This window comes from Pseudomonas sp. BMW13, assembly GCF_013357275.1.
Classification (GTDB): Bacteria; Pseudomonadota; Gammaproteobacteria; order Pseudomonadales; family Pseudomonadaceae; genus Aquipseudomonas; species Aquipseudomonas khazarica.
Map to the genome: position 1 here is coordinate 23,875 of NZ_SUKD01000022.1, position 22,824 is coordinate 46,698.

At 65.9% G+C, this 22,824-nt stretch carries 19 protein-coding genes and 1 pseudogene; 11 read left to right on the forward strand and 9 right to left on the reverse strand.

The genetic code is table 11. From position 1 onward, the window contains the following. Positions 1-57: 57 nt before the first annotated feature. Entirely contained in the window at positions 58-891 is an 834-nt protein-coding gene (locus E4487_RS16760; protein WP_175253902.1) for an oxidoreductase, read from the forward strand. A 26-nt stretch (positions 892-917) separates the two neighbouring features. Further along, positions 918-1,859, forward strand: a complete 942-nt coding sequence (locus E4487_RS16765) for an AraC family transcriptional regulator (RefSeq protein WP_175253903.1) — start codon at positions 918-920, stop codon at positions 1,857-1,859. Between the two features lie 47 nt (positions 1,860-1,906). Here E4487_RS16765 and E4487_RS16770 read toward each other — a convergent pair whose 3' ends face one another. Then, on the reverse strand, positions 1,907-2,506 hold the full coding sequence (locus tag E4487_RS16770; RefSeq protein WP_047589449.1) for a helix-turn-helix domain-containing protein: 600 nt from the start codon (positions 2,504-2,506) through the stop codon (positions 1,907-1,909). 244 nt (positions 2,507-2,750) lie between these two features. Here E4487_RS16770 and glnT point away from each other — a divergent pair, with 244 nt between their 5' ends. The 4 genes from glnT to E4487_RS16790 all read left to right on the forward strand — a co-directional run bounded on the left by glnT (position 2,751) and on the right by E4487_RS16790 (position 7,314). Beyond that, complete coding sequence (gene glnT / locus E4487_RS16775) at positions 2,751-4,085, forward strand: type III glutamate--ammonia ligase (RefSeq protein WP_037048201.1); 1,335 nt, start codon at positions 2,751-2,753, stop codon at positions 4,083-4,085. Positions 4,086-4,210: 125 nt separating this feature from the next. After that, positions 4,211-5,113 (forward strand): glutamine amidotransferase family protein, encoded by a 903-nt coding sequence (locus E4487_RS16780; RefSeq protein WP_037048198.1) that lies wholly within the window; start codon positions 4,211-4,213, stop codon positions 5,111-5,113. A 161-nt stretch (positions 5,114-5,274) separates the two neighbouring features. Further along, positions 5,275-5,958: a protein glxC gene (locus E4487_RS16785; protein WP_037048195.1), complete on the forward strand. Its 684-nt coding sequence runs from the start codon at positions 5,275-5,277 to the stop codon at positions 5,956-5,958. Between the two features lie 30 nt (positions 5,959-5,988). After that, positions 5,989-7,314: an FMN-binding glutamate synthase family protein gene (locus E4487_RS16790; protein ID WP_037048194.1), complete on the forward strand. Its 1,326-nt coding sequence runs from the start codon at positions 5,989-5,991 to the stop codon at positions 7,312-7,314. 70 nt (positions 7,315-7,384) lie between these two features. On the opposite strand, the gene E4487_RS16795 is transcribed toward E4487_RS16790, so the two are convergent. Beyond that, positions 7,385-7,846, reverse strand: coding sequence for an isoprenylcysteine carboxylmethyltransferase family protein (locus E4487_RS16795; protein WP_175253904.1), 462 nt, complete (start codon positions 7,844-7,846; stop codon positions 7,385-7,387). A 363-nt stretch (positions 7,847-8,209) separates the two neighbouring features. Here E4487_RS16795 and E4487_RS16800 point away from each other — a divergent pair, with 363 nt between their 5' ends. The 5 genes from E4487_RS16800 (at position 8,210) to E4487_RS16820 (ending at position 12,368) form a co-directional block, all read left to right on the forward strand. Continuing rightward, complete coding sequence (locus E4487_RS16800; protein WP_037048192.1) at positions 8,210-8,767, forward strand: dimethylamine monooxygenase subunit DmmA family protein; 558 nt, start codon at positions 8,210-8,212, stop codon at positions 8,765-8,767. Further along, positions 8,764-9,708 (forward strand): PDR/VanB family oxidoreductase, encoded by a 945-nt coding sequence (locus E4487_RS16805; RefSeq protein WP_175253905.1) that lies wholly within the window; start codon positions 8,764-8,766, stop codon positions 9,706-9,708. The genes E4487_RS16800 and E4487_RS16805 overlap by 4 nt, the downstream gene beginning before the upstream one ends. Positions 9,709-9,718: 10 nt before the next feature. Continuing rightward, positions 9,719-10,747 (forward strand): DUF3445 domain-containing protein, encoded by a 1,029-nt coding sequence (locus tag E4487_RS16810; RefSeq protein ID WP_175253906.1) that lies wholly within the window; start codon positions 9,719-9,721, stop codon positions 10,745-10,747. A 51-nt stretch (positions 10,748-10,798) separates the two neighbouring features. Next, positions 10,799-11,929 carry an aminomethyltransferase family protein gene (locus E4487_RS16815; RefSeq protein WP_037048188.1) on the forward strand — a complete coding sequence of 377 codons (1,131 nt, stop codon included), beginning with the start codon at positions 10,799-10,801 and terminating at the stop codon, positions 11,927-11,929. Positions 11,930-12,026: 97 nt separating this feature from the next. Further along, on the forward strand, positions 12,027-12,368 hold the full coding sequence (locus E4487_RS16820; protein ID WP_047589437.1) for a multidrug efflux SMR transporter: 342 nt from the start codon (positions 12,027-12,029) through the stop codon (positions 12,366-12,368). A 48-nt stretch (positions 12,369-12,416) separates the two neighbouring features. Here the strand turns inward: E4487_RS16820 and E4487_RS16825 are convergent, their stop codons facing one another. The 7 genes and pseudogenes from E4487_RS16825 to E4487_RS16855 form a co-directional block, all read right to left on the reverse strand. Then, positions 12,417-14,072, reverse strand: a complete 1,656-nt coding sequence (locus E4487_RS16825; RefSeq protein ID WP_175253907.1) for a methyl-accepting chemotaxis protein — start codon at positions 14,070-14,072, stop codon at positions 12,417-12,419. Between the two features lie 258 nt (positions 14,073-14,330). Continuing rightward, entirely contained in the window at positions 14,331-15,815 is a 1,485-nt protein-coding gene (locus E4487_RS16830) for an aldehyde dehydrogenase family protein (RefSeq protein ID WP_175253908.1), read from the reverse strand. Positions 15,816-15,927: 112 nt separating this feature from the next. Further along, positions 15,928-16,107 (reverse strand): hypothetical protein, encoded by a 180-nt coding sequence (locus tag E4487_RS16835; protein ID WP_175253909.1) that lies wholly within the window; start codon positions 16,105-16,107, stop codon positions 15,928-15,930. A 54-nt stretch (positions 16,108-16,161) separates the two neighbouring features. Beyond that, on the reverse strand, positions 16,162-17,532 hold the full coding sequence (locus E4487_RS16840) for an ammonium transporter (protein WP_037048171.1): 1,371 nt from the start codon (positions 17,530-17,532) through the stop codon (positions 16,162-16,164). A gap of 250 nt (positions 17,533-17,782) precedes the next feature. Next, positions 17,783-18,760: pseudogene (locus E4487_RS24705) on the reverse strand (PAS domain-containing methyl-accepting chemotaxis protein); the annotation flags it as partial. Between the two features lie 107 nt (positions 18,761-18,867). Next, positions 18,868-21,213, reverse strand: a complete 2,346-nt coding sequence (locus E4487_RS16850) for a DUF1989 domain-containing protein (protein WP_175253911.1) — start codon at positions 21,211-21,213, stop codon at positions 18,868-18,870. Positions 21,214-21,267: 54 nt separating this feature from the next. Then, complete coding sequence (locus tag E4487_RS16855; protein WP_175253912.1) at positions 21,268-22,638, reverse strand: NAD(P)-binding domain-containing protein; 1,371 nt, start codon at positions 22,636-22,638, stop codon at positions 21,268-21,270. Between the last annotated feature and the right edge of the window lie 186 nt (positions 22,639-22,824).

Genomic DNA, 22,824 nt, shown 5'->3' on the forward strand with positions numbered 1-22,824 from the left:
GTGCCGAGTCGCTCACGCTCCTAGCATGGTTGCACCTCATTTCTTCAGGAGTGCCCCATGAGCGCAGTAAAGACTCTCTTCATCACCGGTGTCAGCAGCGGGTTTGGCCAGGCCCTGGCCAAGGAGGCCCTGGTTCAGGGGCACCGCGTCGTCGGTAGCGTGCGCAGCGAGGCGGCGCGGGTCGCGTTCGAGGCGCTTTCGCCCGGAAGAGCCCACGGGGTGCTGCTGGACGTCACCGATTTCGCTGCCATCGATACGGTGGTCGCTGCCGTCGAAACGCAACACGGCCCCATGGACGTGCTGGTGAACAATGCCGGCTACGGGCATGAGGGCATCATGGAGGAATCCTCGCTGGAGGACATGCGGCGCCAGTTCGACGTCAACCTGTTCGGCGCGGTCGCGGTCAGCAAGGCGTTCCTGCCGTATTTTCGCCAGCGAAGGGCAGGGCGTATCCTCAACATCACCTCGATGGGCGGTCATATCACCATGCCGGGCATCGCCTATTACTGCGGCAGCAAGTTTGCCCTGGAGGGCATCTCGGACACGCTGAGCAAGGAGCTTGCGCCCTTCGGCATCCATGTCACGGCCGTGGCGCCGGGATCGTTTCGCACGGACTGGGCAGGCCGCTCGATGCAGCGCACGCCACGCAGCATCAGTGACTATGATGCGAGCTTCGATCCGGTGCGCAAGGCCCGTGTGGAGAAGAGCGGCCATCAGCTGGGTGACCCGCAGAAGGCGGCGCGGGCCATGCTGACGATCATCGACAGCCCCGCGCCGCCCGCTCATCTGCTGCTGGGGAGCGACGCTCTGGCCCTGGTGCGTGACAAGCTGCAGAGCCAGATAGAGAGTATCGAGCAATGGGAGGCGCTCAGCCGCTCCACCGATGGTTGAGCCTCGACAGGGAGGGGCCGCAACGCATGACCAGACCCAGCGACCCGAGCACGGCGCGCATGGTGCAGCTGATGAGTCTGCTCGCACCACAGGAAGGGTACAACCTGAGCCCGCTGGATGACGTGCGCTTTCTGCGCAGCAACCGGCCGCTGACACGCACGCCGGTGCTCTATGAGCCGGGCATCGTCATCCTCTGCCAGGGCCGCAAGCGCGGCTACCTGGGTGAGGATGTCTACATCTACGATGCCCAGCATTACCTGGTGGTCTCGGTGCCGGTGCCCTTCACCATGGAGACGGATGCCAGCGAAGCGGAGCCCATGCTGGCGCTGTACCTGCGCCTGGACTTCGGTCTGGCGGGCGAGCTGATCCAGCAGGTGGATGAGTTGCGGGGCGCGAGCGTGGCGCAGCCGATGGGCATGTACGCCTCGCCGATGGATGAGCCGTTGCGCCAGTCGACCCTGCGTTTTCTGCAGATCATGGTCGATCCCGAGGACGCCAGGGTGCTCGGCCCGGCGATGCTGCGCGAGCTCTACTACCGCATTCTCTCTGGCGAACAGGGCGGCACCCTGCGCGCGGCCATCGCCCAGCAGGGGCAGTTCGGCAAGGTGACGCGGGCCATTCACAAGATCCACAACTGCTATCACGAGCGTCTGGATGTCGAGGCATTGGCCCGGGAGGCGCAGATGAGCGTGCCCAACTTTCATCTGCACTTTCGCAAGGTCACCGACACCTCGCCCATGCAGTACCTCAAGTCGACGCGCCTGCATCAGGCGCGCCTGCTGATGCTGCGCAACGACCTGACGGCGGCGAAGACGGCATATCTGGTCGGCTATGAGAGCGCTTCGCAGTTCAGCCGCGACTTCAAGCGCTTCTTCGGGCGCACGCCGCTCGTCGAGGTGAAGCGCATGAAGCAGGCCTACGCATTGCCGGAGCCCGCGACCCCTTCGCCTTTCGTGTCATCGCACTGACGTCCCCGAGCATTGGCGACGGGAGCCCGCGTGCCGGGCCTGCGCGTTCAGTCCGAGCCGTAGTTCATGATCGACAGCAGGCGGATCGGCACCTTCACCAGCTTCTCCGGGCCGTGCGGCACTTCGCCGTCGAAGGTCAGGCTGTCACCGGCCTGCATGGGGTAGAGCTGGTTGCCATGGCGGTAGACCAGTTCGCCTTCCAGCAGGTGGAGGAACTCGGTGCCGGGGTGGGCGAAGGTCGGGAACTCCTCGCTGGCGTCGTCCATGCTCACCATGTAGGCCTCGAAGCTCTTCTTCGGCCCACGGGTATGGTTGAGCAGGCGGTAGGTATGGCCCTTGTCGGTCCCTCTGCGTACCACTTCGAGGCCTTCGCCGGCCTTGACCAGCAGGGCGCTGCCACCTTGCTGGTCGTACTGGCTGAACAGCTTGGACATGGGCATGCCCAGTACGTCGCAGAGGCGGCTGAGGGTGTCGAGGCTGGTGGAGACCTGGGCATTCTCGATCTTGCTCAGCATGCCCTGGCTGATTCCGGCGATGCGCGCCACGTCGGCGATCTTCAGTTCCTGCGCCTGGCGCTGGCGGCGGATCTGCATGCCCAGGTATTGCTCGAGCTTGAGGCGGGGCGGGTTTTCCGGAGTGGTCGTCATACAGGCTTATTTCTTCTGTGAATAAAAAGTTCGCACCAGGAATGAGCGGGCTGCCTTGCTTCGGTGCGTTTTTCGTTCGTGACTTTCCTCCTATGAAAGCATTTTTCCTCGGCAGATAGAAGAAAGACACGGGTTGCCGGGGCGCCTCGCATGGGCATGACCAGTTGGCAAGCTGCTTGCATTTCTTTTGGGGAAATTAAAATTCCCCAGCGGAATAATGGCGACGCTACCGGAGGCCTTACCCATGTTGCCCAGCGAAACCCAGAAAATCATCGACCAGCATGGCATCAAGTACGTGCTGGCCCAGTTCGTCGATATTCACGGTGCGGCCAAGACCAAGTCGGTGCCGGTCTCGGGCCTCAAGGCGGTGGCCGAGGAGGGCGCCGGTTTCGCCGGCTTCGCCATCTGGGGCATGGGCATGGAGCCGCATGGCCCGGATTTCATGGCCCGCGGCGACCTCTCCACGCTGATGCCGGTGCCCTGGCAGCCGGGTTACGGCCGCGTGGTGTGCATCGGTCATGTCAATGGCCAGCCCTGGCCCTACGACACCCGCTACGTGCTGCAGCAGCAGGTGGCACGCCTGAGCGAACGTGGCTGGACGCTGAATACCGGCCTGGAGCCGGAGTTCAGCCTGTTCCGCCGCGATGCCGACGGCAAGCTCTGCTCCGTCGACGCCAGCGACAAGCTGGAGAAGCCCTGCTACGACTACAAGGGGCTGTCGCGTTCGCGCGCCTTCCTCGAGAAGCTCACCGAGTCGCTGCAGCCGGTCGGCTTCGACATCTATCAGATCGACCACGAGGATGCCTGCGGCCAGTTCGAGATCAACTACACCTACAGCGATGCCATGGAGTCGGCGGACCGCTTCACCTTCTTCCGCATGGCCGCCGGTGAGATCGCCAACGACCTGGGCATGATCTGCTCGTTCATGCCCAAGCCGGACCCGCGCCGTGCCGGCAACGGCATGCACTTCCACCTGTCGATCGCCAGTGCCGGCAACAGCAACCTGTTCCACGACGCCAGCGACCCCAGCGGCATGGGCCTGTCGAAGATCGCCTATCACTTCCTGGCCGGCCTGCTCGCGCATGGCCCGGCGCTGTGCGCCTTCGCGGCGCCGACGGTGAATTCCTACAAGCGCCTGGTGGTGGGGCGTTCGCTCTCGGGGGCGACCTGGGCGCCGGCGTTCATCGCCTATGGCGACAACAACCGCTCGGCCATGCTGCGTATCCCCCATGGGCGCATCGAGTTCCGCCTGCCGGATGCGGGCTGCAATCCGTACCTGGTCACCGCCGCGATCATCGCCGCCGGCCTCGATGGCATCGACCGTCAACTGGAGCCGGGCACGGCCTGCAACGAGAACCTCTACAACCTGAGCCTGGAAGCGATTGCCGCACGGGGTATCAAGACCCTGCCGCAATCGCTCAAGGAGGCCTGCGATGCGCTGGAGGCCGATCCGCTGTTCCGCGAGGTGCTGGGGCCGCAGGTCGTCGACGAGTTCCTCAAGCTCAAGCGCATGGAATGGGTCGAGTACAGCCGCCACGTCTCCGACTGGGAGATCGAGCGCTACACCGAATTTTTCTGAAGCTGCAAGCCACGGGCTTCGAGCCGCAAGCAAGAGCGGTTCGAGGTGTTGCATGACATCTGTATCAACTCGGTCAGTTAGCAGCTCGCAGCTTGCAACTCCCGAACGAAGTGAGGACTGCCTTTATGTGTGGAATCGTAGGTCTGTACCTGAAGAACCCGGCGCTGGAAAGCCAGCTCGGCGCACTCTTCGAACCCATGCTGCTGGCCATGACCGACCGTGGGCCGGACAGCGCCGGCTTCGCCATCTACGGCGACGAGGTGAAGGCGGGCTGGATCAAGCTGACCCTGCAGAGCACCGAGGCGGGGCATGACTTCAAGGGGCTGATGGGCGAACTGGAAGGGCGCCTGGGCTGCTCGCTGGAGTGGTTCCAGAACGCCAGCGCCGCCGTGCTCAAGACCGATGCCGATGAAGCGGCGGTGCGCGCGGTGCTGGCCGAACTGGCGCCTGCCGTGCGGGTGATGAGCGTCGGCCAGAGCATCGAGATTCTCAAGGGCATGGGCTTGCCGAAGGACATCACCGAGCGCTTCTCGCTGGCGAAGATGAAGGGCAGCCACATCATCGGCCATACCCGCATGGCCACCGAGAGTGCGGTGACCATGGAGGGCAGCCATCCGTTCTCCACCGGGCAGGACCTGTGCCTGGTGCACAACGGCTCGCTGTCCAACCACTTCCGCCTGCGCCAGGAACTGCGCCGCCACGGCATCGAGTTCGAGACCGAGAACGACACCGAAGTGGCCGCCGGCTACCTGACCTGGCGCCTGCGCCAGGGCGACTCGCTGAAGGAGGCGCTCGACCATTCGCTGGTCGACCTCGACGGCTTCTTCACCTTCGCCATCGGCACGCGCGACGGCTTCGCGGTGATCCGCGATCCGATCGCCTGCAAGCCGGCGATCCTCGCCGAGACCGACGACTACGTGGCCATGGCTTCGGAATACCAGGCGCTGTCCAGCCTCCCGGGTATCGACAAGGCCAGGGTCTGGGAACCGGAGCCGGCCACCATGTACATCTGGGAACGCAGCGCCTGAGTCGTTCCACGCCCGCTGCGCCCGCCGCCTGCTGCGGCAGAACCTCGCGATCCGCTTGCCGTGCCCCTGGTACCGGCTCGTACCTCGCTGCGGTTCTCCCGCGCACCCGGCGCGCTGGCGGCGGCCTGAACTCGACTCGCTACTTTTTGGGAGACAGCATCATGAAGACCATCGACCTTTCCAGCGCCTCGGTGCGCGACCTGAACCAGGCGCTGCACGAGCAGGCCAAGACCCTCACCGAGCGTGAATGGGTCGTCAGCAATCCCGGCGGCAAGCACAACCTGGCCGTGGGCCTGAACGAGTCGCTGAGCGTGGATATCGACGGCCACGCCGGCTACTACTGCGCCGGCATGAACCAGAAGGCCAGCGTCACCATCCATGGCAACGTCGGCGTCGGCGTGGCCGAGAACATGATGAGCGGCATGGTCCGCATCAAGGGCAGCGCCTCGCAGTCGGCGGGGGCCACCGCCCATGGCGGCCTGCTGGTGATCGAGGGCGATGCCGGCGCACGTTGCGGCATCTCGATGAAGGGCGTCGACATCGTGGTCGGCGGCAACATCGGCCACATGAGCTGCTTCATGGGCCAGGCCGGGCGGCTGGTGGTATGCGGCGATGCCGGCGACGCACTGGGCGATTCGCTCTACGAGACACGCATCTACGTCAAGGGCACGGTGAAGTCGCTGGGGTCGGACTGCATCGAGAAGGACATGCGCGCCGAGCACCTCGAGGAGCTCGCCGAGCTGCTCAACCGCGCCGGCTTCGATGAGGACCCGGCCAGCTTCAAGCGCTACGGCTCTGCCCGCCAGCTGTACAACTTCAAGGTCGACAACGCTTCGGCGTACTGATCGCGCACCCTGCCCGACGAGGAACTGCATATGAGCGAGAAAATCACCCCGGTGCTGCGCGAATCCGCCACCTTCGACCGCCTGTCCATCCAGGAAATCCAGCGTGCCGCGGAAACCGGCATCTACGACATTCGCGGCGGTGGCACCAAGCGCAAGCTGCCGCATTTCGACGACCTGCTGCTGCTCGGCGCGTCGATGTCGCGCTATCCGCTGGAAGGCTATCGCGAGAAGTGTGGCACCGACGTGGTACTCGGCAATCGCTTCGCCAAGAAGCCGATCCACCTGAAGATCCCGGTGACCATTGCCGGCATGAGCTTCGGTGCGCTGTCCGCGCAGGCCAAGGAGGCGCTGGGCCGTGGTGCCAGCATAGCCGGCACCAGCACCACCACCGGCGACGGCGGCATGACCCCGGAGGAGCGCGGCCAGTCGCAGCACCTGGTCTATCAGTACCTGCCGTCGCGCTACGGCATGAACCCCGATGACCTGCGCAAGGCCGACGCCATCGAGATCGTCCTCGGCCAGGGCGCCAAGCCGGGCGGCGGCGGCATGCTGCTGGGCATGAAGGTCACCGAGCGCGTCGCCGGCATGCGCACCCTGCCGATCGGTGTCGACCAGCGCAGTGCCTGCCGGCATCCGGACTGGACCGGCCCGGACGACCTGGCGATCAAGATCGCCGAGATCCGCGAGATCACCGACTGGGAGAAGCCCATCTATGTGAAGATCGGTGCCAGCCGCCCGTACTACGACGTCAAGCTGGCGGTGAAGGCCGGCGCCGACGTGATCGTCCTCGATGGCATGCAGGGCGGCACCGCCGCGACCCAGGAGGTGTTCATCGAGCATGTCGGCATCCCGATCCTGTCGGCCATTCCGCAAGCCGTGCAGGCGCTGCAGGAGATGGACATGCACCGCAAGGTGCAACTGATCGTCTCCGGCGGCATCCGTACCGGTGCCGACGTCGCCAAGGCCATGGCCATGGGCGCCGATGCGGTCGCCATCGGCACCGCTGCGCTGATCGCCCTGGGGGACAACCATCCGCGCCTTGACGAGGAACTCAAGGCCATCGATTCGGCGGCGGGCTTCTACGACGACTGGCAGAACGGCAAGGACCCGGCCGGCATCACCACCCAGGACCCGGAGCTGGCCAAGCGCCTCGACCCGGTCGCCGCCGGCCGGCGCCTGGCCAACTACCTGCGCGTGCTGGTGCTGGAGGCGCAGACCATGGCCCGTGCCTGCGGCAAGTCGCACCTGCACAACCTCGACCCCGAGGACCTGGTGGCCCTGACCGTGGAGGCCGCGGCCATGGCCCGCGTGCCGTTGGCCGGCACCAACTGGGTGCCAGGGCAACTGCAGTACTGAACCCCGGAGTGTCCATCCGAAGGGCCGCAACGCCAGGCGTTGCGGCCCTTTTTTGCGTGGCACCGGCGCACTAGAGCCAGCGCCGCACCTGCTGTCGGTAGGCGGCGTAGTCGTCGCCGAACAGGCTGGCCAGCGCCCGTTCTTCAGGGCCGATCTGGAAGCGGTTCATGTACAGCACGAAGCCCGCTACGCCCGCCAGGAGCAGTGGGGAAGCCAGCAGTACGGCCCAGGCCAGCAGCGCGATGGCGAACCCCAGGTACATCGGGTTGCGGCTGTACTGGTAGATGCCGCCGACGACCAGCGCCGAGGCCTGCCCCGGCCGCAGCGGGTTGACGGTGGTGCGGGCGTTGCCGAAGGAGCGTATGCCAAGCAGGCAGGTGGCCGCGCCGAGCAGCAGCACTGGCAGGGCGCCCGCCACCCGCCAGGAGGTAGCCAGGTCGATGCCGGGCAGGAGCGGGGCGGCCAGCCACATGAGCAGGGCGAACAGCAGGGCGATCAGTGGCGGCGGGATGCGTGCGTCCAGTAGGTGCATGGCGAGTCCTTGGCGGGGATGAGCTGGCGACTCTATGGCCTGTAGTCGCTACAGGGTCAAGTGCCAGTCGGGCAGGGCGGCCGAAGCCATCGAGGTGCACGGCGGCAGCCGGTCCGGGCGTTCTTCACCGATGAAGGCGATGTTTCAGAAAGTCTGCGGATGCGCCGTGCCGGCGCGCGCTGCTCCCCGTTTGTGCAGCGTTGTCAGGCGCTGCGGGGGCTTGTTCTGCCCGGGCCCCGATGCGCCGCAGGTTGCGTGGACATGGCATGGTCCATGCTTTCCTGTTGAGAACAAAAAGTTCCCATCGGGAATTTAACCGAGGCACTTCGACCCCCGTCTTGCTGTCACCCAGGAGGACTTTCGATGACCAGTTCCAGCGCTGAACCGCTGTTCAGCACCCCGCGCTACGCCGCGACCGCCACGCCGACGCCGGCCAGTCTGCGTCTGCTGGTGGCTCAGGATGCCAGCCGCGCCGGCGGCCTGCTCGATCAACCGGGGCCGATGCGGCTGCTCACCCTGCATGGCGAACTCGCCGCTGCCGAGCAGCAGGAGTGCCTGCCAAGCACCGAGGCCCTGTTCCTGCGCCTGCAGATGCTGCTGGAGCAGGCTCCGGCAGGAACGCGCCTGCAGGTGCTCGGTGACGAGGCCTTTCTCTGGCATGTCTGTCGCCTGGCTCGGCATGCCGGCCTGCTGGCCGATGAGATCGAACTGTTCAAGCTGGGTGAGCGGCGGCGCCTGTACTGCGTGCACTGCAGCGAGATGCAGGATATCGGCAGCGAAACCGAGTGCAGCTGCAGGCACTGCGGGGTGAAGCTGTTCGTGCGCGAGCATTTCTCCCAGCGCCTGGGGGCCTACATGGGGGTGTGCCTCGATCCGGATCGGCCCTACGAGCAGGCGCAAGCCGGGGAGCGGCAGGCATGAGCGCGATGCTGGAGGTACAGGTCACCGCGGTGCGCCAGCTGACGCCGGTGGTGCGCGAATTCACCTTCGCCGCGCTCGACGGCAGCCTGCCGGGCTTTTCCTGCGGCAGCCATGTGCAGGTCGTGTTGCCGATCGAGGGGCGCACGCTGCGCAACGCCTATTCGCTGCTGAGCGACCCGCGTGACCGGGGCACCTACCGCATCGCGGTGCGCCTGCAGGATGACTCGCGCGGCGGCTCTCGCTACCTGCATGAGCGGGTCCGGGTCGGTGACCGGCTGCAGATAGGCGTGCCGAGCAACCTGTTCGCGCTGCATTCGCAGGCACGTCACCACATTCTGGTGGCCGGTGGCATCGGCATCACCCCGTTCATGGCCTACCTCAGCGAGCTCCAGGCCCAGGGCGCCTCTTTCGAGCTGCACTACGCCTATCGCAGCGGTCTGACCGATGCCTATGCCAGTGAGCTGCGCGAGCGCCTGGGCCAGCGCTTCCGCGGTTACGACGCGGCCGCCGGCCAGCGTCTGCACTGCGCCGAGCTGTTCAGCGGCAAGCCGCTCGGCAGCCATCTCTATGTCTGCGGCCCGCAGCGCCTGCTCGATGAGCTCAAGGCGCTGGCCGAATGTCACGGCTGGTCCGCCGGACGCCTGCACTGGGAAGCCTTCGCCGCGCCCGAGCCGGGCGAGCCGTTCACCGTCGAGCTGGCGCGCAGCGGCCAGCGTCTGCAGGTAGCGGGTGACCACAGCCTGCTCGAGGCGCTGGAGGCCGCCGGTGTCGAAGTGCCCAATCTCTGCCGTGGCGGTGTTTGCGGGCAGTGCACCACGCGCTACCTGAGCGGGGCGGTGGAGCACCGCGATCACTACCTGGATGAGCAGCAGCGCGGCGCAGCGCTGATGCCCTGTGTTTCCCGTGGTGGCTGCTCCGGCACGCTGCTGCTCGACCTCTGAGGAATCCGCCATGCCCGTCGTGCTCAAGCCCCTGGAAACCTACCGGGACGATTTCACCTTCAGCAACAGCCCCGAGGCCATTGCCCGCTTTCCCTTCCCGTTCCCCGAGGACAGCTACATGTATTCGGTGAACATCGAGCCGGCCACGCCGCGTGAGCCGGGCTCGGTGTTCGAACACTGGTTCGACATCGACGAGCACTACGTCTCGGAGATGGCCGAGCGCGCCTGCGTCCTGGAGAAGGACCCGGAGCGCTGCCTGGTGATGCCGCACATGGCGCAGGCCGCCTGGGACAGCCTGGAGATGCTGATGGAGCATCTGGCGGCCGATTACCCGGAGCACTTCGCCCTGCAGCGCGATGGCGACCAGTGGCTGTGGATCAACCGCCCGCTGGGCATCGAGCAGCGCTTCACCTTCGGCGATGCCAGCACGCTGCCGTTCGAGCCACTGGAATACATCACCCGCCAGGCGCAGGGCGATTTCGCCGTGCTCGACCAGCGTGATGGCGACCTGTTCATGGACGCCGGCATGGTCACCTGCCCGGCGGACTGGTCGATCAAGTTCGACGCCGGCATGAGCTTCAAGCAGTGGCACGCGCCGGTGCCCGGTGTGGCGCATCAGCTCGGGGTGTTCGAGCGGGCGCTGAAGTACCTGCTGAACATCCAGGTCGGCCAGCCGGTGCGCCGGCTGAACTGGACCATGACCATCAACCCGCGCATGGACACCTCCTCGGAGACTTTCCACGAGTGGGGGCACGAGCGCGGCCTAGTGACGGCGGAGAACGTCGCGCGCCTGGTGCACCTGCGCGTGGAGCTGCAGTTCATGCCGCGCCTGCCGCGCAGCAATGCGCTGCTGTTCGGCATCCGCACCTACCTGATCAGCCTGGAACAACTGGCCAACAACCCGGCCTGGGCCTGCCGCCTGCACCGCGTGCTGCGCGACCTGCCGGACGAGATCGCCGACTACAAGGGCCTGACCCGCTATCGGCAGACGGTGGTCGACTGGCTGCGCCAGTTCGACCCGCAGGCCCAGGCCGCCTGATTCCATCCCCTGCGTGCGCAGGCCCAACGACGAACAACAGGAGAAACAGATATGGCCAATTCCTGGCGCATTTCCGCCCTTGCCGAGCGTCACCGCGCACTGGGCTCGCAACTCGAAGACTGGAGCGGCATGGGCACGGCCTGGACCTACGCCAGTGACCTGGCCGACGAGCACGAGGCGATCCGCACCCGCGCCGGGCTGATGGACGTGTCCGGGCTGAAGAAGGTGCACTACGTCGGCCCGCATGCCGAAAGCCTGCTGGAGTACGCCACCAGCCGCGATATCTCCAAGGTCTATCCGGGCAAGAGCGTCTACGCCACGATGCTCAACGAGGCCGGCAAGTTCGTCGACGACTGCGTGATCTACCGCACCGGCCCCAACGCCTTCATGGTGGTGCACGGCTCCGGCAACGGCCACGAGATGCTGCTGCGCTCGGCCCAGGGCCGGCAGGTGGCGGTGCTGTTCGACGACGACCTGCACGACCTCTCGCTGCAGGGGCCGCTGGCCGTGGACTTCCTCGCCGAGCAGGTGCCGGGCATTCGCGAGCTGCCTTACTTCCATCACCTGCAGACCCGGCTGTTCGACCGCCCTGTGATGATCTCGCGCACCGGCTACACCGGCGAGCGCGGTTACGAGATCTTCTGCAAGGCCGCCGACGCGCCGCTGATCTGGGACAGCATCCTGGACAAGGGCAGGGACCTGGGCATCATCCCCTGTGCCTTCACCGCGCTGGACTGGCTGCGGGTGGAGAGCTACCTGCTGTTCTTTCCCTACGACAACTCGGAGATGTATCCCTTCGCCGACCAGCCGGCCGGCGACACCCTGTGGGAGCTGGGGCTGGACTTCACCGTGTCGCCGACCAAGGGGGATTTCCGTGGCGCCAGCGAGCATCGGCGCCTGCAGGGCAAGGAGCGCTTCCGGATCTTCGGTGTGCTGCTCGACGGCGACAAGGCGGCCGAGGCCGGCGACACGCTGTGGGCCGGGGGCAAGCAGGTCGGGGTGATCACCTGCGCCATGTATTCGCGGCTGTCCGGCAAGTCCATGGCCATCGCCCGCATGGAGGTGCCGTACGCCGAGCAGGGCGCGGCGCTGGAGGTCAAGGGCAGCCTGGCGGTGAAGGCCATCGCCCACAGCCTGCCGTTCGACGACCCGGAAAAGAAGAAACGCACGGCCAAGGGGTGAGGCCGCTCCCGCGACGGGGAGCCGTCGCGGGTACTGCTGGGGCAAGGGAGCAGGGTCGCAGGGAGGTGGCCCGACCTGCTCGCACAAGGAGCGCATCATGGCCTGGTTGAATGGCTGGGGATTTCTGCTGCTGGCGGGGCTGTGCGAGGTGTTCTACGCCTCGATCATCCCGCGCACCGATGGTTTCACACGGTTATGGCCGAGCCTGTATTGCGGCTTCTTCCTGCTGCTCAGCATCTACCTGCTGAGCCTGTCCGTGCGCGTGCTGCCTCTCGGTCTGGCGTATGCGGTGTGGGTCGGTATCGGCACCCTGGGCACGGTGGCCTATGGTGCGATGTTCCTCGGTGAAAGCCTCAACCTGTTGCGCAGCCTGTGCCTGCTGATGATCATCGCCGGCATCGTCGGGCTGAAGCTGTTCACCCCCGCACCACTGGCCTGAGTACATGGCTGAGCGGATGCTTGGCCCAGCATGCCGCACTCTTGGGCGTCAGAGCTGAAAGCGTGCGATGTTCTCGCGCAGCGCCTCGCTGGTGCGGGCCAGACTTTCGCTTTCCTGCTGCGCATGCTGGAAGGCAGAGGCAGATTGCTCCGTGCTGTCACGTACCGAGACGATGCTACGGCTTATTTCCTCGGCGACGGCTGTCTGCTGTTCTGCCGCCGTGGCAATCTGCTGATTCATGCCATTGATGCGCTCGATCATGGCGACGATTCGGGCGACCGCCTGACCTGCCTCGGATACGCCGGAAACCGACTGTGTACTCGAGCCCCGGCAGCGTTCCATGTAGTGGGCAGTCTCATCGGCGATCTTCTGCAGGCTTACGATGAGACCCTCGATTTCGGTGGTGGCTTCCTGTGTGCGCCGTGCCAGGCTGCGCACCTCGTCCGCGACGACGGCGAAACCACGGCCGGCCTCGCCTGCACGTGCGGCTTCGATCGCGGCGTTGAGTGCCAGCAGGTTGGTCTGGTCTGCCACTGATTTGATCACGTCGAGCACGCCGCCGATGTTGCTGCTCTCGGTTTTCAGGCGTCCCATGGCCTCGCTGGAGTTGTTGATGACCTGCGCCAGCTCGCCAATCAGGTTCACGGCTTGCCCAGCCTTCTGTTGACTTTGCACGGCCGCTTCATCTGCTTCGCTGGCGGCCTGTGCCGCAGATTCGGCGCTACGCGCCACGTCCTGAACAGTGGTGGCCATTTCGTGTATGGCCGTGACGATCTGTTCCACTTCGCGCTGAGCCTGTGCCACGCCTTCTGCATTGCGCAGGCTCGATTCACTCAGTTCCTGGCTGGAATGGGCGACGGTGCGTGATGAGTTGTCGATGCCTTGCGTGACCTGGCGCAGGTTCTGCTGCATGCGCTGCAATGCGCTGAGTACGCTGTTCTCGGCGCTGTCGACTGCTGCTTCCAGCATACGCAGATCGCCTTCGGCAACCCGTTGGGCGATACGGTTGAGGTCACTTGGTTCAGCACCCAGGGAGCGCAGAAGATGGCGGCTTATCAGGTGGCCGAGAATGGCCGCGACGAGGAAGCTGGCTATGGTAATGGCGATGAGCGTGTTGCGTTGGCTCAGGTAGTGAGCCTCATTGGCCGCCACACGCTGCTTGGCCATCTCGTTGGTATGCTCAAGGTATCCCGCGATCAGTTGGGTCAACTCTTCGAGAAGCGGGGTGCATTGCTCTTTGACCAGATGTTTGGCTTCGGTGTCTTCGCCATTGAACAGGTGTTCTGCGATGGTGAAGGCAACTTTGCTGTAGCGCCCTTCAACTTCTTCGATGCGCATGAGCAGGTCATGCCCGGCGGCAGAGGCGTCTGCGTGTGTGGTGATTGCCTGGCGCAATGCGGCGAAACTGTCGTCTACGGCCTTTTCATGCTCGGCGATGAAGGCCCTTCGTTGTTCGCGCTCCGAAGACTCGAAATTGAGGGCCAGGTTTCTCAGCGCAATAGCCCTCTCCTTGACCGAATCGCTGACCTTGCTGGCGAGTCTTGCGCGCGTCTCCACGCCGTTGACGTAAGCGGAGAAATCCTGTTCTGCCGAGGCAAGGTTATACAGCGAAACACCGGCAATCAGCAGCATCAGCACCAGGAGGCAGGCATAGCTGGCATAAAGCAGGGTGCGAATGGAATAACCAGCGGCAAGGAATGACATAAGGCACCTGCTGTTAGGGGTTAGACCTACGAGCAGACCGATCAGACGAACCGTGCGACAGCAGGGGCCAAGGTCTGCCTCAATGCATCCTGCGTTCGATCACTTGTCCTGCGGGATATTCTCTGGAGGCCTGAGAGTTGAGCAACCCTTGCCTCAATCGGCCACCGCTTTGAGCGAGTGTAGATCAGATGTCGAGCAGTTGCCGTGGCTCCCGGGGGACAGCAAGGCAACTGTCAGCGCTGATCGAGAGACAGGCCTTCATTGAGAGGTGAGGTACCAGGCCCAGGGCTCACGGCTTTCGTAGCGGGTGATCTGCTTGGTTTCCAGGTAGTTGTCCAGGCCCCATTCGCCCAGTTCACGGCCGATGCCGCTACGCTTCACGCCGCCCCAGGGCAGTTCGCTGAAGGTCGGTTGCGAACAGTTGATCCAGACGATGCCGGCCTGCAGCCTGCGGGCGAGCCGTTCGCAGCGTTCGAGGTCGGCGGACATGACGGCGGCGGCCAGGCCGAACTCACTGTCGTTGGCCAGGCGCAGGGCGTCGGCCTCGCTGTCGAAGGGGTTGACGCAGACCACCGGGCCGAAGATTTCCTCGCGCCACAGGGCACAGTCCAGCGGTACGTCGGCGAACACCGTCGGCTGCATGAACCAGCCCTGCTCGAGGCCTGCCGGCGGCTTGCCGCCGCAGACCAGGCGCGCGCCATCGGCGATGCCCTGGGCGATCGCGGCGCTGACCTTGGCGTGCTGGCCGGCGCTGACCAGCGGGCCCAGCAGCACGCCGTCCTCCAGACCGTTACCGATGCGGATCTTCTGCGCTTCCTCGCTCAGGCGCTGCAGCAGATCGGGGTACAGCGCGCGTTCCACCAGCACGCGTGACGTGGCGGAGCAGACCTGGCCCTGGTTCCAGAAGATGCCGAACATGATCCATTCCACCGCCGCTTCGATGTCGCTGTCGGCGAAGACGATGAAGGGCGACTTGCCGCCCAGCTCCAGGCTGATGTTCTTCACCTCGCGGGCGGCGGCCTGCATGATCCGGCTACCGGTGGGCAGGCTGCCGGTGAAGGCGATCTTGTCGACGCCCGGGTGTTCCACCAGCGCCGCGCCGGCTTCGCTGCCGAGGCCGGGCAACACGTTGAGCACGCCGGGCGGCAGGCCGGCATCGTTGGCGATGCCCGCCAGTTCCAGGGCGCTCAGTGGCGTCAGTTCAGAAGGCTTGAGGACCATGGTGCAGCCGGCTGCCAGGGCCGGGGCGACTTTCCAGGCCGCCATCAGCAGGGGGTAGTTCCAGGGGATGACGGCTGCGGCCACGCCCACGGGTTCGCGCACCACGCTGGCGCGAAAACGGGCATCGCCCAGGGGGACGGTGCGCTCGTCGTCGTCCAGGCCGGCGGCGAGGTCGGCGTAGAAGTCGAAGCAGCCGGCGGCGTCGGCGATGTCCCATTGCGCCTCGGGTAGTGGCTTGCCGTTGTCACGCACCTCGAGCTGCGCCAGTTCGTCCTGGCGGGCACGGATGCCGTCGGCGATGCGCCTGAGCACGGCAGCACGCTGGCGACCGCCGAGGCGCGGCCAGTCGCCTGCGTCGAAGGCGTGCCGGGCTGCACGCACGGCCAGGTCGACATCGGCGCGGCCGGCGGCGGCAACCCTGGCCAGCAGGCTGGCGTCGCTGGGATCGAATACGTCGAAATGCTCGCCGCTCTGCGCGGCGAGCCACTGGCCATCGATGAACAGGTAGGGGCGCTCGAGCATGTGGGCTCCTTGCCGAAAAAAGAGGGAAGGTCGATGTCGCGGGGGAGGGTAGCGCATACCGCCGGGGGCGGCAGGCGCAGGTGGCCGGCGGCGGGCGCCGCCGGCCGGGGGCTTACTTGAGCTTGGGCAGCTTTTCGTCCGGCAGGGCGTAGCTGTGCTTCTCGTGGATCATGGTGGCGATCAGCGCGTAGAGGCTGACGCCGGCCACCAGCAGGCAGATGAAGACCAGGATCGCGGGCTTGTCGGCGAAGGTGAATACGGCGCTGGCGCCTTCGTAGGTCGTGATGCTCATGCTGTGTTCCTCGCAATGGGCCTGGCCGCGTGTGCGGCCAGGCTAGGGAAAGAGTCAGGCGGATTTCGGCTCGGCGGTGGCCAGCGGAGCCGGCTCGCTGCCGCCGACGCTGGTGCTCGGGCCATACATCGAGGTCCATTCCGGGTAGGCCTGGGCCGGTACTTCGGTCAGGTCCAGACCACGCTCCTCGGCATGTGCCGGTACGCGCAGCAGGTCGGCCTTCTTCAGCGCGTAGGACAGCAGGTAGCCAGGGATGAAGCCCAGGGCGGCCATGACCACGGCGCCGCCGAGTTGGCCGAGGAAGCTGATCGGCGGCATGCCGTTCACGTTCGGGTAGCCGGCGAGGAAGATGCCGCTGATGACGATGCCGGCGAAACCGCCGAAACCGTGCACGGCGAAGGCGCCCACGGCGTCGTCGAGGCGGAACTTGAGCAGCAGGTTGTTGACCAGCGGCGCGGTGGCCGACACGGCCATGCCGATCAGGTAGGCCAGGCCGGGGTGGTAGAGATCCAGACCCGGTGCCACGGAGATGATGCCGACCAGGCCGCCGGACATCATCCAGAACGGCTCGCGGGTGGTCAGGTAGGCGCCGATCAGGCCGCCGGCGAAGCCCATCAGGGTGTTGAAGGCGAAGGCCGAGAGGTTGGTCGGCTGGCCGTAGATGTTGATCCACTGCGCGCCCGAGTTGTAGATGATGCAGCCGCCGAGGAAGCCGAAGAAGCCGACGATGATCAGCATCAGGCCGACCACGCTCATCGGCATGCTGTGACCGACGATGGCATTGGCGCTGCCGTCGGCGTTGAAGCGGCCGATGCGGGCACCGAGGTTCATGACCACCGCCAGGGTGAAGAAGCCGGCGATCATGTGCACGCAGCCGGCCGCGCCGACGTCATGGAAGCCCCATTTGACGGTCAGCCAGCCTTCCGGGTGCCAGCCCCACGCCGCCGCCAGCAGCCAGAGGAAGCCGCCGAGGAAGATGGTCATGATGATGAAGGCGCTCATGCGCGTCCGTTCGATCAGCGCACCGGAGAGAATCGAACCGGTGGTGGCGGCGAACATGGCGAAGGCGGCCCAGAAGATACCGGTGGCGTTGTCGCTGATGTTCGGCCCCATGGACTGGCTCCAGGGCATGCCGGCGAGGATGGCGTCCATGCGCGGCACGATGCCGTCCGGGAAGCCGTTGTAGACCGCCCAGCCGAGCAGGAACACGCTGGGGACGATGAAGCCGAAGGCGAGGATGTTCTTGACGCCGGCGGCCAGCGCATTCTTCAGGCGCGACGCACCGATCTCGTACGACAGGAAGCCCACGTGAATGCAGATCATCAGGGCGATGCACCACCAGTAGAATATTTCCATATTCAGGGTGTTGGTCATCTCTATGAGGGCCTGTAGCTCCTCCAGAGTGGGTGTCTTCTGCTCTTCCATCTATCAATCCTCGATGCTGTTCTTGGAGTAGGTGTCGGTCATGGCAGTGCGTTGAAGGGCGCTCGGACGCTTTTATTTATCTGTAGTTATAAAAAATTCCCAAAAAGAATAGGCAATCCTTGTGCCAGAAGTGCCGTCTGGCGCCAGCGCCGGGGACGCTGCCCACGGCTGGAAAAGCTGGTCAAAAAATGCCCCGTTAGTGTTCAGTTAGGGGACATCACGCCTGAAAATGGGTCGTTCTTCAGCGGTTCTGCTGCAACATGCCCTGGATCTGCTGCACCGATTCCTGGGTGCGCCGGGCCAGGTTGCGGACCTCGTCGGCGACCACCGCGAAGCCGCGTCCCTGTTCGCCCGCGCGCGCGGCTTCGATGGCGGCGTTGAGGGCCAGCAGGTTGGTCTGTTCGGCGATGCTCTTGATCACCCCGGCGACCTGGGCGATCTGCCCGTAGGTGGCCTGGATGCTGGCCTGTTCACGCTCGTGCATGTGCGCGGCGGCTTTCTCGTCGCTGATCTCGCGCACCGCGCCGGTGACGTAGAGCAGCTTGCCCTGGGCATCGCGCAGGCAGCGGCCGCGCTCGCGGAACCAGACTTCGCCCCGCGTCTTGTGCTGCATGCGGTACTCCACGGCGTAGAAACCGTCGCCGCTCTTGTCCACCATCGAGGCGTTGAAGGCCTGCATCACGGCTTTCAGGTCGTCCTGATTGACCACCTTGAAGTAGCTGTCCCAACCGTCGGGAAACTCGGCGCGGTTGTAGCCGATCAGCTCGCGGAACTGCTCGGACCAGCGGATGAGGTTCTGCGGGTGGTCCGGGTCGCCATCGACCACGTTCATCGCCCAGCAGCCCTCGGTCAGGGTGCGCTTGGTCAGCTCCCAGACCTGACGTTCTTCCTCCCAGTGCGCGCGCTCTTCCAGGAAACCCTGGTTGTGCGCCTGGCTGGCGTGCAGTTCGTCCTGCAGCCGTGCACTCTGCTGTTCGGCCTGGAGCAGGCGGCGCTGTAACGCCGCATAGTCCTCGGCGCTGCAGGGCGCGGCAGGCTGCTGCTCGCTGTGCTGGCGAATGCGCTGCAGCTCGTCCCAGTCGCGTTGCAGGCGCTCCAGGCTGCCGAGCAACTGCGGCTGCTGCTGCAGGTGCGGGCGGGCGCCTGCCGGTTGGCGGTGGCTGAGCAGGTGCTCGAGCCACTGGTTGAGTTCACTGGCCAGGTTTCGGGTCGTATTGCTGAACCACATCGGCCGATCCTCCTTGGACGTTGACGAGGGTGCTGGGGAGTTGCCAAGCAATTCCCTGTCCAAGTCGCGAGGTCGTCGTTCGCGATGTCGCCGCGAACGGCCGACTCTCAGCTGCGCACACGGCTCTTGTCCGGGTCGAAGGCCACCGTGCCATGGGCGACGCTGGCGCCGATGCGCTTCTGCTGACCGTCGAGCTTGCCGATTTCCACGCGGGTGCCCGGCTCGCAGTAGTCGACCGCCAGGCGGCACAGGGCGATGTTCTTGCCCAGGCTGGGCGAGCGCGTGGCGCTGGTCACCACCCCGACCTGGGCACGGCCGACGTGCACGCAGTCGCCATGCGCAGCCGGCTCGTTGCCGTCCAGCTCGAGGCCGACCAGACGCTGTTGCGGGTGCTCCTTGCGCCGCAGCAGAGCCGCGCGGCCGATGAAGTCGTCCTGCTTGCTCTTGAGGGGCACGCAGAAACCGATGCCGGCCTCGAACGGGTCGGTCTGGTCGCTGAATTCGTAGCCGGCGAAGATCAGCCCGGCCTCGATGCGCAGCATGTCCAGCGCATGCAGCCCCAGTGGCGCCAGGCCCAGCGGCTCGCCGAGCTGCCAGAGGCGCTGCCAGACCTGCATGGCGTGGTCCGGGTGGCACCAGACTTCATAGCCCAGCTCGCCGGTGTAGCCGGTGCGCGACACCATCACGGGCGGGCCGTCATAGCCGTCCAGACGGCCGATCAGGAAGCGGAACCAGCCCAGCTCCTCCAGCGTCGGCTGGGTCGCGGGCGTCCAGATCATCTGGCTGAGCAGGGCGCGGCTCAGCGGGCCCTGCACGGCGATGTTGTGGATCTGCTCGGAAGCGGACTTGATCCAGACCTTCATGCCCAGTTTCGCCGCCTGCTGGCGCAGCCACTCGCCGCCGAAGTCCTCGCCGCCGATCCAGCGGAACGCATCCGCGCCGAGGCGCAGCAGCGTGCCGTCGTCGAGCATGCCGCCGTGCTCGTAGCACATGGCGCTGTACACCACCTGGCCGACCGCCAGCTTGCGCACGTCGCGGGTCAGGCAGTGGTTGAGCAGCGCTTCGGCGTCGGGGCCGAGCACCTCGAACTTGCGCAGCGCGGAGAGATCCATCACCGCCACGCGTTCGCGGCAGGCCTGGTATTCCTCCAGGGTGCCGTAGCCGTCGAAGTGGGTCGGCGTCCACCAGCCGCGGTAGTCGATGAACTGGCGGGTGAGGGCGCTGGTGCCAGGGTGAAAGCCACTTTCCCGGGTCAGCACCGGGTCGGCATCGGGTGTCATGCGGTTGGCCATGGCGATACTGAAGCGCTCCTTGTCGGAATACAGGCGAATGTGGATGTCGGTCGGCTGCCAGCCGTTGGCCGGGTCGATGTCGTCCGGGCACGCGCTGCTGGCGCAGACCAGCTCGCGCATGGCCTTGAGCAGCACGTAGTCGCCGGGGCGCGACCAGGGCTCGTCGAGGGTCAGCTGCTGGTGCGCGTCGACCCCGGTGTTGAAGAAGAAGTTGATCGCCGGCCAGCCGCGCCGACCCTGCACGCCATGGGCGGCGAGGGCAAGGCTGATGTTGTCGCTGCAGTTGGCGTGGCCGAAGTAGCCCTGCGTTTCGTAGTAGCGCGCGGTGCAGGCCAGGGCGAAGGTGTCGTGCCGGCCAACGGTGTCGCGCACCACTTCCAGCATCGGCTGCAGGTTGCGGTCGAAGAACTTGCTGAACAGGCCGGGTCCCGGGTAGGCGTTGCCGTTGAGGGTGCGGGTGACGGTGGGGTCGAGGTCGACCTCCCGCCCAGCGTCCAGGCCGCGGCGGTCGAAGGCGACGAAGTCCGAGCATTGCCGCCCGGCGACGTCGAGCACCTGGATGTACTGGCCGGGGGCGACGACGTAGTCGCGCGCCGTGCCGGGGGCGAGGGTGAACTCGTCGATCACCTCGCCGAGCGGAGCGGGCAGGGCCGGCAGCAACAGGCTCGCCGGATTGGCGCGCTGGATGATCAGGCGCAGTTCGCTGGCACGTTGCTGCGCGTCCACGGCCACCGGAGCGCCAGGCGCCGCGACCACCACCAGCACTGCCGCGCTGCTGGTGAAGGCGCGGCTGAAGCCGGCAGGCGTGCCCGCTGGCCACAGGCGCGCGGCGGGCGGCAGGTGGCGGCAGTCGACCCGGCGTTTGCCCAGGCCGCTGGCGACGTGCAGCGACTCACGGCTGCCGTCGCTGAGCAGGCGGCCGATGAAGTCGGCGCCAGCGCTGCCCTGCAGGCCGAGAGCAGCGAGCGCTTCGCGGCCGTTGTCGTCGAAGGCCAGCAACTCGCCGCACTGATCGCCTTCGCGGTCGATCACCTCCAGGCGGTCGCCGGGTTCCAGGGCGATCACCGTCAGGCCGCCGGGGGCGACGCGATGGCGTTCCAGCCCCGGCGCGCGGGCGAACAGCGCCGGCTCGTGCGGCCGGCTGATCACAGGTTGCAACATGAGAGGCTCCGCAAGGATGGAGGATGAGGCGGCGGTTTTTCGCAGGAGCCGGCGTCAGCTGACGGCCTTGATGGCCGCCTGGGGCGTGTCCGCCAGGTAGGCCGCGAGCGAGTCGTCCAGCGCTTCCAGCCAGGAGGTGTGGTGCGGTGTGGCCAGGGTGCCGGTCATCAGTGAGCGGTGGCATTTGTTGCGGTAGCCCATGATGTCTTCGTACTTGTCGTGCTTCCACTCGAGGAAGGTCTGGTTCACCGCGGCGATGTCGAAGCTCGGGTAGTCGGTGGCATCGATCAGCGTCTGGATGTACTTGCCCTGGAATTCGAACATCTCCTGGGCGTTCTTCAGGGTCAGTTCTTCCTCGCGCCAGGCCAGGTCCTCGGCGTGCATGGCGGCCTGCTCGGGCAGGGCGATGCGCCCGAGGATCACGTCGCGGGCGTACCAGGCCTGGGCATCGAACATGTTGAAGCTGTACCACTGGTCCTGCATGCCGAGGTAGATCAGTTTCGGGTTGTCCTCCCACAGCACGCCCTTGTACAGGTTCAGGGGCCACAGGCGGTTGTCGGTCTTCAGCCGCAGCGCCTCCGCGAGGAAGGGGAAGTGGTGCTTGTAGCCGGTGCACAGGACGATGGCGTCGATGTGCTTGCTGGTGCCGTCGGCGAAGAACGCGCTGCTGCCCTCGACGTGCGTCAGCAGGGGTTTCTCCTCCCAGTTCTCCGGCCACCGGTAGCCCATCGGCGCGGTGCGGTAGCAACTGGTGATCGAGCGTGCGCCGTACTTGTAGCACTGCGAGCCGATGTCCTCGGCCGAATAGCTGGAGCCGACGATGAGCACGTCCTTGCCCTTGAATTCCAGGGCATCGCGGAAGTCATGGGCGTGCAGCACGCGCCCTGCGAAGCTCTCGAAGCCTTCGAAGTAAGGCACGTTGGGCGTGGAGAAGTGGCCGCTGGCGACCACCACGTAGTCGAAGCGCTCGGTGCGGGTGAGGTCCTGGTCATAGCTGTGCACGGTGACGTCGAACTGGCCGCTGGCCTCGTCGAAACTCACCCCGCGCACGGCGGTGTTGAACTGGATGTAGCGGCGCACGCCGACCTTCTCGACGCGCCCCTTGATGTAGTCCCACAGCACTTCGCGCGGCGGGTAGGAGCCCATGGGGCGGCCGAAGTGCTCGTCGAAGGTGTAGTCGGCGAACTCCAGGCATTCCTTCGGTCCGTTCGACCACAGGTAGCGGTACATGCTGCCGTGCACGGGCTCGCCATGCTCGTCGAGGCCGGTGCGCCAGGTGTAGTTCCACATGCCACCCCAGTCGCTCTGCTTTTCAAAGCAGACCAGCTCCGGGATGTCCGCGCCTTTGGCCGCGGCGGACTGGAAGGCACGCAACTGGGCCAGGCCGCAGGGGCCGGCGCCGATGATGGCGATGCGAGTGGTCATGGTGGGTCTCCCGTGTCGAGGGTTTTAATGATTTTCAGGAAATAAAAGTTCCTTGTGGGAAATACGATACGGCCCTGACACCGGCCTGCAATTCGCTCGGAAGGAATACCTCCTTGGGGGTAGGCGGACGTCCGACGCTGCCCCGCAGCGGGGCGCACTGGCGTCGTGCTGGTGCGCTGCGGCGGC